This is a genomic window from Sulfurimonas sp., assembly GCF_047622445.1.
Lineage (GTDB): Bacteria > Campylobacterota > Campylobacteria > Campylobacterales > Sulfurimonadaceae > Sulfurimonas.
Genome location: NZ_JBLHOE010000091.1, coordinates 1 through 10,293, shown reverse-complemented (window position 1 = coordinate 10,293; position 10,293 = coordinate 1). Strand labels below are relative to the sequence as shown.

Below are 10,293 nucleotides of genomic sequence, written 5' to 3'. Positions count from 1 at the left end.
CGGGTGAAACAGGTTTCAATATATATCCTTTAGCACCGGACTTTAAAGCGTTCATAACCATTGCTTCTTGGCCATGTGATGTAACCATAATTACATTTGCATCTGCATCAAACTCTTTTATTTTTTGAACTGCTGTGATCCCATCCATATCTGGCATAGTGATATCCATAGTTACTAAATCGGGCTTATGCTCTTTATAAGCAGTTATGCTTGAGTGTCCATCAGCAGCTTCAGCTATTATATTGTGACCAATACCTTCTAAGCTTCTTACTAAGTTAACTCTCATTATAAGAGAATCATCTACGATTAATACATTTAATTTTCTACTCATCATATCTCCTTAAAATTTTCCTACTAAAATTTGCATTTCACCATATTCCGTATCAATTACAACATGAGCAATATTTTGCTGAAAGTTATGTGTTATCAGTTCATCATGTTTTATAATACAGGGTGTAGTTATCTCTAAAACTGTTTTATCATAAGGATTAAACAGTGCATTTCCTACTATTATATTAATAACTTCTTTTGAGATACTTTCTCTATATTCAACTACTTCACTATCATTAATCGGGTGTCCATGGTTAAATTCATTTAACAACTTGTCTAATAAGAATTGATCATAACTAATGCATACAGATACATCTACAAGACCACTAATATGGATATAAGAGCAATACTCTTTAATTTGAATATCATCAATTAAAGCATAGGAAAACTCTGCTTTATTTTTGATATTTATTTTCATATCACTTTGAAGGTATGTTGTTGCTCTATTTACAACGGGTGAAAGTATATACTCGATAGTAATATTATCTCTATTGTTTGAGGCGATATTAATGAGATTACCATAGGTAGAAGTAGGTACTTTTAGAATAAACTTACTTCCCTCTCCAACTATACTTTGTATCTCTATTTCACCAGATAGTTTTTCAATCTCAGCTTTTACAGCACCCATCCCAATACCACGACCAGAGAGTCTTGTGATACTATCATTGGTAGACAAATTGTCTATAAAAACAAGTTCGAAAAGAGCTGCTTCACTCATATTTAAGAGTTCAAATTCTGTATATACGTTTGCTCTAAATACTTTAAGTTTTAGTTTCTCTATATCTATACCAGCACCATCATCTTCTATAATTATTTTAAAATTATTTTTATTATTTTCAATATTACATGTAATAGATGCATACTCATTTTTCTTTAAAATCAATCTTGTTTCTAAATCTTCCACTCCATGATCAATCGCATTTCTAAAAAGATGTATTAAAGATTTTATAAATGGCTTAAAGTGTATAGGTGTTAAGATATCTTCACCACCAACTACTTTAAACTCCATCAGGTTTTTCTCTTGAGAAGAGGCTATCTCTTGACATAGTTTAGGGTATATAGAAAGGGCGTGGTTAAGAGTTGTTCCTCTTGCTCTGTTTATCTCATTTAAGATATCTTCGTAAGTATTGATATGTTGATTATCAGCTTGGAGGAGGTATGTTATTTTATCTTCAATGTTAAAAATAAACTTATCATCAACTTCTATTTTATGCTGCTTATCAAAGAACTCTATTCCTAAAATCTCTTTGATGACATATAAATCTTTCTTTAACCATTCATCTGTATCTGATGTATCTAAAATATCTACTAAATCTTGGTTTATTAAGTTTTCTCGTGTACTCACAGTAGATAGTTTAGTTTCTAAATTATGCAGTTCTTTGACACAATTTTGCATTCTTAGTTGTGAAAAACTTCCTTTAAATGTATGAATATCACGGTAGAGTTCACTTAGGTTTTCTTTTGCAGATAAGTTAAGGCTTATAAACACTCTTTTGTTTTTAGAGAATTTTTCAAAATCATCTTTAAGTTCATAAAATTGTGTAGGTTCACTTACGATGATAACAATCATTTTTAAAATTTCTTGCTCTTTTGCTATTTTCTTTTCTAATATCTTTTCTTTGGTTATATTTGTAAGAACAATCATGTATGTTTTATTGTTGAGTACTTTATAATCCACTTTTATCGCTCTTCTATTTACAATTACCTCTTTTGGAAGAAGTGATAACATCGCATCCTTAATAAGCTCATCTTTTTCATTTACAACATTTAAAAGTGCCTCTTTTAAAAAATGTTTCTTTGTTTCATCATTTGTGTATAAAACATCTGAAATATCTTTACCCTCTAGATTGGTGCCTAAGAGTCTTTCACACTCTTTCGAGTACTCATCATCAATAATGAAATCATCTCCAAAAGATAAAAAACCTTGTTCGGCATTATCTAAAAGAGATCTTACCTTATGTGTTTTAGCATTTAGATTTTCACTTATCTCTTTGAGTTCATCTTGTTGTTTATCACTTATTTTGATGATTTTATTTAGCTGTTTATAACTTCTTTTATATGCTTTTAATAGCCTAGCTAATTCTTTAGCTGTAAATGAGATATCAGCTTGCGAATCTAAAAGATCTTCATACTCTTGTATGAGTATCTCTTCTTTACTTAACATCTAAAATCTACTTCTCTACTAAATTAAAGGTAAGAGATTCTATATCTTCAGCAAACTCTTCACCATACTCTAGTGAAGCTTCATTATCCTCATCATATATCCAGTTAACAACAATATTTTTATCATCCTCACTAGCCTCTTCTAAAATATCAAAAAGATCCATTAAGACTTTTGAACTACTTGAGTTAAAATATATCAATTCGATATTAACTGTAGCTTCTTGGCTCTGAAGTTTATCTATGAATTCTTCTAGCCATACAAATACAGTCTCGTAAAACTGTGTTGTATTTTCTGGGTATGATTCACCTATGATTGATAAGATATTTGTACTAGCATCAAAGTTTATCTCTGGTGATGATTTTGTAGCCGGTATGTTTAAATTTTCCATTCTTATTGTCCTTATATGCTTATTTTTATTGTAAAAAAAGAGTTTTGTTCATCTATAGTTTCAAAAGAGTACGCTATGGGTTTAGTAGATTTTCGTGCCATCTCTATAAAACCTATTCCAGCGCCTTTAGAATCATCTTCTTTCACTGCTTTTCTTTTTTCTTTATAGTAAATTTTTAGTTCATCTTTATTCATAGCAGTTAACTTACTTAGGTTTGATTCTAGTTTTTGGACTTTACTTGTAAGTATTTTATTTCCGCCGCTAATAAAAAAGTGACCATCTTTATTACCAATAACGACAATTCCAAAGCTCAGTTGTGAATCTTCATAATCTTTTTCAACCGAGTAGTTGATAACATTTTCAACTTGCTCTACAAAGATTGCAAAAACTTTTAGCGCCGCTTTCTTATCACCACCTTCACCCTCGCCAATCTTAATTCTAATAGCACTTCCAATCCCCTCGATTATCTCATGGCTCATAGGACCGCTAAAGCTAAAAATAATACCGTCATCTTGTAACTTTTGCTTATAGTCATATAAATTAATCATACTTCTTCACCCTTTTTAATTTTAAACCCAATGATAGTAATATCATCTCTTCTTGTATTTTCTTTTTGATACTCTAATAAATTACCCACAATCAATTGTTCTTGTTCAGCCATAGGTTTCTCTTGAATTTCACTCAAAAAAGTTTTAAACTTTTTATTTCCATAAGGAAAGTTTTTATCTCCACCTGTTTGATCAGTGATACCATCAGAGTAAAGATAAAATGATTCTGATGAATCAACATGTATCTCGTGGTTTGTGTATTCATAATCTGATTTAGAGCGGTTATAGCCTATACTTTGTTTATTGGACTTCACGATATGCTGCTCTTTATCTTTAAAATAGAGTAAATCCATTTTTGCACCTGCAAACTTTAGAAGAGTTCCATTTTTATTGATATAACATAAGCCCATATCCAGACCATCATCAGACAAAGAATTTTCTACATCTTGGTTAAGTTGCGTTTTTATAGCTATATTTAATTCACCTAAGAGTTTTGCAGGATCACTAAAATGATCGTTTGAAAGTTTTTTAATCATACTTCCAGCTAGCATAGTCATAAACCCACCTGGAACACTATGTCCAGTACAGTCAACTACACCAAAAATAATACCTTCATCACTCTCTTCATAAATATATAAGTCACCACCAACCTTATCTCGAGGTTGCCAAACTACAAAAGAGTCCCCTAATGTTTGTTCTATTAAAGCGGTATCTTTTAAAAATGATCTTTGAATAGTTGAAGCATATTCTATAGAGTCTTGCACTTCTTGGTTTATCTCTGCTAACTCTTGTGTTCTTATTTGTACTTTTTTTTCTACTTCTGTATACAGAGAGTTAAGCTCTTCATGGAGTCTTGCACTCACAGCTATATTTTCATTTAACGAAGTTGCCATTTGACCAAATTCGTCATCAGAACTTATCTCGATACGTTTTGTAAAGTCTTGTTTTCCTTGTAAAAATAGGAAAAAACTATCCAGACCATATTGAAGATTTTTAAGAGGTTTATTTACAAAACTCATAAGAAGTATTGACATTACAAATAAGATTGCGATTAAAGCACCTATAGACATAAGAAGCTTGATAGTATTTGACTCTTCTAGTTCTTTATCAACAGTTGCATTAAATTTTGCTATCTCTATGCTAGTGTTTTCTTTTAGCTTTTTAATTTTTTCAATGATAGAAGATTCATCATAGTAAAATGTAATCATACCAAGTTCTTCAACAGCATCATAAGCATTGGTATGATTTATCGAGTGCTTGAATTTTGTAAATTTTTCATACTCTTTTGGTAAGCTATCATTGAAAACTACTTTACTATTATCTTTAATAGCCAATACAAAAATTTCTCCAACTTCATTATCCCATATTTGAATAGCCTTTACAGCATCTTTTTTCATATCAAATTCTAAACTTTTTTTCAAACCATTAGAATCGTAATCCATCAAATAAGAAGATGCATTTTTTGCTATCGTAGTAACAATCTCTTTCATTTGTTCTTGATTTATAGCTAGTCTTTCAGCCTGTCTATTATCAAGAGCTTTCATAGCTGAATCTAAGTTATATTTTCGTATATCACTTATAAGTTTATTGTCATTTTGAGAAAAAAGATACCCAAAACCTAAAAATATGCTGACAATTAAACTTCCTAAAATAAGTAAAGTTTTTAATATAATACTTTTCTTCATTCTAGGCCTCCTTTAATATTTACTATGTATTTTTTCATAGCTTCCATCTTTCTTTATAGCATCTAAGGCGTTTTGCCATTTTTTGATTATTTTATCGTCTGTATTTTTGTTGAATGCAAAGTATTGATAACCCACTTTTAGTGTATAAACTATCTCATATTTATCAATATCAAAACCTTCCATTTTCGCATTAGCGAAAGCTACATTCAGGTTATAGGCAAACATATCTATTCTATTTTTCTTCATTTTATTAAAAGATATATTGATAGCATCTTCACCTTTTACATACTGAATATACTTTTTATCAACTCCAGCATCAAGTAAAAGTATCTCTCCAATATCTTTTAGTACTGCTCCGACTTTATATTTATTAAAATCTGAGACTTTATTAATAACAATTTTTTTACTCTTTGGAGCAACAACTCCAACTGTGGCAGTTGCAATAGGCCCAACCCATTTAAAGAGAGCTTCTCTGGATTCCGTTCTTGTTGTTGAAAAAACCATAGCATTATTTATTTTTTGTGCTACAGCATAAGATTTAGCCCAACTTCTTAGTTTTACATCTTTGATGCTCTGCGAAGAATTCATTTGTTTTAGAACAGCATCAAGTACTTCGATAGATGAACCTATAAGCTTACCCTCTTTACTTTTCATATTGTAAGGTGGGTAATGTTCTGTATACATTTTTACACTGTCATTAGCAAAAATACTCACACAAAAGAGAGTTATTAAAATAATATTTTTCAAATTAGTTCCTTAAAACTTATATCCACCGATTAAACGGTAAGCAGAGCTATCTGGCTCATTATCTAAAGATCGATGTTCATAGTTTGCTGTAAAGTAGACACCTGTTGTAGGTGTATATTTAAACCTTATACCATTTAACTGCATTTTTTCTTGTGGTACACCTGAAACTGTTCTAGAGTGCTCTGAATCTAAATTGTAGCAAGTATGTCTATATCCTATCCAGCTATTTTTAAGTCCTAGTTTACTCAAATCATATGCAAGTTCTACTTTTAACAATGCTGCGTTCTGTAAACTGCCTGTTTCAAACCAGTTAAATATATAACCATAAGTATATGTTGGGAATCCACCCCAAGCTGAAAGAGTAGAGCCTATCCCTTTTCCATTGCTAAATTTACTTGCACCCGTTGCAAACTCAAATCCATTATCATACTTTCCATCAAATTTAATGGCATAGATAGAGTAGTCAATATTTGTAAAATTATTCGATGCTAATTCACCTATCTCTTTATAATTTGTAAATTGGATTGCTGTGTTATATGTAAAGCTATTCATTTTATTTGTAAAATCATATTGAGCTAAAAACATATTATAAAGGTCTGTTACATAGTACTCCCATACTTTAATTTTATGGTTTTGAGTTTTGTACTCAATCGCCCCAAATACTACACCACTATCATTAGCATTTTCTTTATCTCTAGCATCTACAAAAGAGGTGTCACTCATACTATGAAACTCTGTTCCATTATCTCCACTATCCCAAACACCTGCCATTTTATGAAAATAACCTAAATGAAGTTCAGTATTGCACAGCATAGTGTTTACGTAGTTGATAGCTTCATAACTATTTGCAAGCATATAGTAATCATCTGGTTCGATTAGTGGTGTCTCTAATTCTTGTCTACCTATAGTTAAGTTATGATTTGAATCTTTATAGTTAATGTAAAGTTCTTGAAGTATTGCAAATGACTCTTGATCTGATGGATTAAATACCCAATTTCTATTCTCGTAGTCTGGGTTATTTAGGCCAAAGTCTGTAGCCACCGTATAAGTTGCTTTGGCTGAAAAGTTATTATACGTAGGAGTGAGTATAGAGAACTTGGGAATTGTGTAAAAACCTTTTGAATCAACATGACCTTTATTTGTAGTTGGTGAATCTAGAGACGGTGCGTTATCATAGTTATAATTAACATAACCAAATTTTATATCCTCTAGGACTTTCCACTCATTTCCGATATCAATACCTTGAGTGTCGCTTGCATTTAGTGAAGTAATGCTGGCTACTAATAGAAAATTACTAACAAAGTTTTTATTTAAACTTAACATTATCTTTACCCTACCCATTTATCTAATATATTTTTAATTGTTACTTTTTTAGATTTACAGTTACAGTATAATGACATAATGAAATATCATCATAGAATCAATATAGAATACTTTTGATACTAGTTTGCCACTTTATTAGTGTATAAATAGAGTGAACCAATAAATGGAATGTTATGAAAGAAGAAAAGCTAAACTATTTAAAAAACTTAACCCTGCTACTTGTCGAAGATGATGATGAGCTTTTAAATAAATTGAAAACTATTTTATCGATTTTTTTTAAAGATGTAATATGTGCAAAAGATGGTCACGATGCTTATAAAATATTTACAACATCTACAATTGATATGCTGATTACAGACTATGTGATGCCAAATATGAATGGCTATGAACTATGTAAAATAATTAGAAATAAAAATAAAAATATACCGCTAGTGATCATGAGTAACTATTCAGACAAAGAAAAACTTCTCAATGTCATACCTCTTTCACTTGCTCAGTACCTTGTTAAACCTGTCAGCTATGTGACTCTTACTCAAACGCTTGTTAGTATGGTAGAAAAACTAGAAGACATCTCCTATACAGAGTATTTACTTAGCCCTACGCTTAACTATGATAGAACAAAAAAAGAGTTAAAAAATGAAAGTGGGCTTATACCTCTTTCAAAAAGTGAAATCGTTATTATTGAATTATTCATTGAAAATAAAAATAAAATTATTGCAACTACTGATATAGAATTTTCTCTTGACCCAAAAGAAGATAAATCTTCTCAGGCTATAAAAAGTCTTATTTACAGACTTCGAAAGAAGATAGGAAAAAATATTATAATAAATATTCCTAGCTATGGCTATATGTACAAAACAACGTAAAGCGTATACTTGATTAGACTTATACTTATTTTTCTATTGACTACTGGCTTACATGCTATTGATTTAGTAGAGCTTAAAAAAGATTTTCAAGGTTTTGATGCTTCAACTCATATCTACTATATTAATGATAAAAATAACACTTTCTCATCTTTAGATATTTTAAAAAAAGATATTTTAAAAAAAGCTCCTAAAGGTGGGCAACTAAAATCTGATCTTGGTCCTTTTTGGAGTAAACTATCTCTTAAAAATTGCTCGCAAGAGATTCAAAATTTAATTTTATACAACAAACTACCTGGAATGAATTATATTGATGTATTTGTTTATAAGAATGAAAAATTAATAAACACATATCTTTTAGGAGATTTAAGAGAACAAAATCTAAAAGAGCATCTAAGTAGATATTCTATGTTTGAGTTGATATTATTACCAAATGAACAAGTCACTATTGTCTCAAAAGTTGATAACTATAATCTACATAATATCTCATGGCTTATAAAAAATTCACATAAATTTTTTGAACTAGAATCAAATGTATTAGTTTTACTAGGAATTGTTGCAGGATTCTTTTTGCTTTTTGCAATTATAAGTTTTATTTTATTTGTAATCTATAGACCTATAACATATTTAATTATCGCTCTTCACACTTTAGTATGGCTTGCTTACATACTCTCAATTAATGGTGTTTTATACCAACTAGATATCAACTTGAATCTCAATTTTATAACAATAATCTCATGGTTTATTCCGCTAGTTGGAACCTCTTTACTACTACTTTTTACTTACTACTTTTTTAATTTGAGAGAAAAATACTTAAAAATATCATTGATTGTAAAAACTTTAATTTTCATAAATATTTTACTCATCCCAATACATTTGTATGGCTTCTATGTTGATAAAGAGTATCTCAAAGTTACAATATTTACTGGTTTAACTGTTGGGATGAGTACTATATCTCTTTTTCTTATTGGCTTATATATGAAGGATATTGGTTCTAAATACTTTCTTTTAGGTCAATTAGTATTTTTAATAGCTGTTGCTTTAACTGCTTTAGGAGTTTTTGGTTTCATTACTTACCATGAATATTATCGCTATTTACTAACAATAGGTACTTCTATTGATATGATCTTGTTACTTTTAGCGCAATATGTTAAAACAAAACATACACTAGATAAGCTGAAAAAAAATAAAGAGATGTTAATTGAGCAGTCCCATTTTAGTTCTATTGGTCAAGCTATAGGTAATATTGCACATCAATGGAAGATTCCACTCACTGAAGTTGGCACATCGTTTGTACTCATTGAAACTACCCTGCATCATGATAAAGAGAATTTAATCAAAAATCTTACAAATGAAATGCCAAAAATATCACTTTCAATAGAACATATGAAAAAATCTCTTGATGAATTTCTTCATTTTTATACTGCAAGATCCATTAAAGAGTTTTTCTATCCAAGAGAAACATTATCTGAAGTAATCCATCTCTTGCAGTCAAAAATTACATTGAAAAATACTAATATTAATTTGCATATAAAAGACGAATTTAGTATGAATGGGCATGAACATATTTTCTCAAATATTATGATGATACTGATTAATAATTCCCTAGATGAGTTTAACTATGAAAATAAAAATATTATCACAATACATATAACTAGTGCAGACGACTACATTCAAATAACTTACACAGATAATGCTGGTGGAATTAAAATAGAACCTATTGAAAAAGCATTTGAATACTTCGTTAGTACTAAAGATGAGGATGGTCATGGGATAGGACTTGCGATAATTAAACTACTTATTGAAGATAAACTGGGGGGAAAGATAGAAGTTAAAAATATAAATGAGGGCGTAGAGTTTAATATCTTTATAAAAGAATAAGATATTTAAAAACTATTAGAGTTACTAGAAGCTAGTACTTATTATATCCTTTACTCATTTGTCGAGAGTGTAAAATAAACTGTGTAAACCTTAAAAAGTAGATTCATTTGATAAACTAATCAAGTGAATTATTTTAAGGATTTACATATGAGGCTTAATGAAAAATTCTATCTCATAGAATACAATAACTACAAAACACCTAGTTTACAGCTTCTAGCATAACCTATAAATAGTCTCATATAGTTAATTATGGATATTTATTGCTCATTATTGGAACAATTTATATTCATCTATTAATATAGATACTATTGACGTAATAAATGCATGGGTTAGATAAATATGTTATTTTTTTACATCAAAAACA

At 29.6% G+C, this 10,293-nt stretch carries 9 protein-coding genes; 2 read left to right on the top strand and 7 right to left on the bottom strand.

What is annotated here, in order from left to right; all coding sequences use genetic code 11:
• The 7 genes from ACI9TV_RS14985 to ACI9TV_RS14955 form a co-directional block, all read right to left on the bottom strand.
• Positions 1–331: response regulator (locus ACI9TV_RS14985; protein WP_415251632.1), on the bottom strand; the 331-nt coding region annotated here is incomplete at its 3' end.
• Between the two features lie 9 nt (positions 332–340).
• Positions 341–2,494, bottom strand: coding sequence for an ATP-binding protein (locus tag ACI9TV_RS14980; protein ID WP_415251631.1), 2,154 nt, complete (start codon positions 2,492–2,494; stop codon positions 341–343).
• A gap of 7 nt (positions 2,495–2,501) precedes the next feature.
• A complete protein-coding gene (locus ACI9TV_RS14975) occupies positions 2,502–2,882 on the bottom strand; it encodes a DUF1987 domain-containing protein (RefSeq protein ID WP_415251630.1) in 381 nt (126 codons plus the stop codon).
• Positions 2,883–2,893: 11 nt separating this feature from the next.
• Complete coding sequence (locus ACI9TV_RS14970) at positions 2,894–3,430, bottom strand: SiaB family protein kinase (RefSeq protein ID WP_415251629.1); 537 nt, start codon at positions 3,428–3,430, stop codon at positions 2,894–2,896.
• Positions 3,427–5,115, bottom strand: a complete 1,689-nt coding sequence (locus ACI9TV_RS14965) for a SpoIIE family protein phosphatase (RefSeq protein WP_415251628.1) — start codon at positions 5,113–5,115, stop codon at positions 3,427–3,429. The genes ACI9TV_RS14970 and ACI9TV_RS14965 overlap by 4 nt, the downstream gene beginning before the upstream one ends.
• Positions 5,116–5,127: 12 nt before the next feature.
• Positions 5,128–5,862 (bottom strand): substrate-binding periplasmic protein, encoded by a 735-nt coding sequence (locus ACI9TV_RS14960; RefSeq protein WP_415251627.1) that lies wholly within the window; start codon positions 5,860–5,862, stop codon positions 5,128–5,130.
• A 9-nt stretch (positions 5,863–5,871) separates the two neighbouring features.
• Positions 5,872–7,185 carry a hypothetical protein gene (locus ACI9TV_RS14955; RefSeq protein WP_415251626.1) on the bottom strand — a complete coding sequence of 438 codons (1,314 nt, stop codon included), beginning with the start codon at positions 7,183–7,185 and terminating at the stop codon, positions 5,872–5,874.
• Between the two features lie 173 nt (positions 7,186–7,358).
• On the opposite strand from ACI9TV_RS14955, the gene ACI9TV_RS14950 reads away from it, so the two are divergent.
• Positions 7,359–8,051 (top strand): response regulator transcription factor, encoded by a 693-nt coding sequence (locus tag ACI9TV_RS14950; RefSeq protein WP_415251625.1) that lies wholly within the window; start codon positions 7,359–7,361, stop codon positions 8,049–8,051.
• 9 nt (positions 8,052–8,060) lie between these two features.
• Positions 8,061–9,929: a 7TM diverse intracellular signaling domain-containing protein gene (locus tag ACI9TV_RS14945; RefSeq protein ID WP_415251624.1), complete on the top strand. Its 1,869-nt coding sequence runs from the start codon at positions 8,061–8,063 to the stop codon at positions 9,927–9,929.
• The last annotated feature ends 364 nt before the right edge of the window (positions 9,930–10,293 follow it).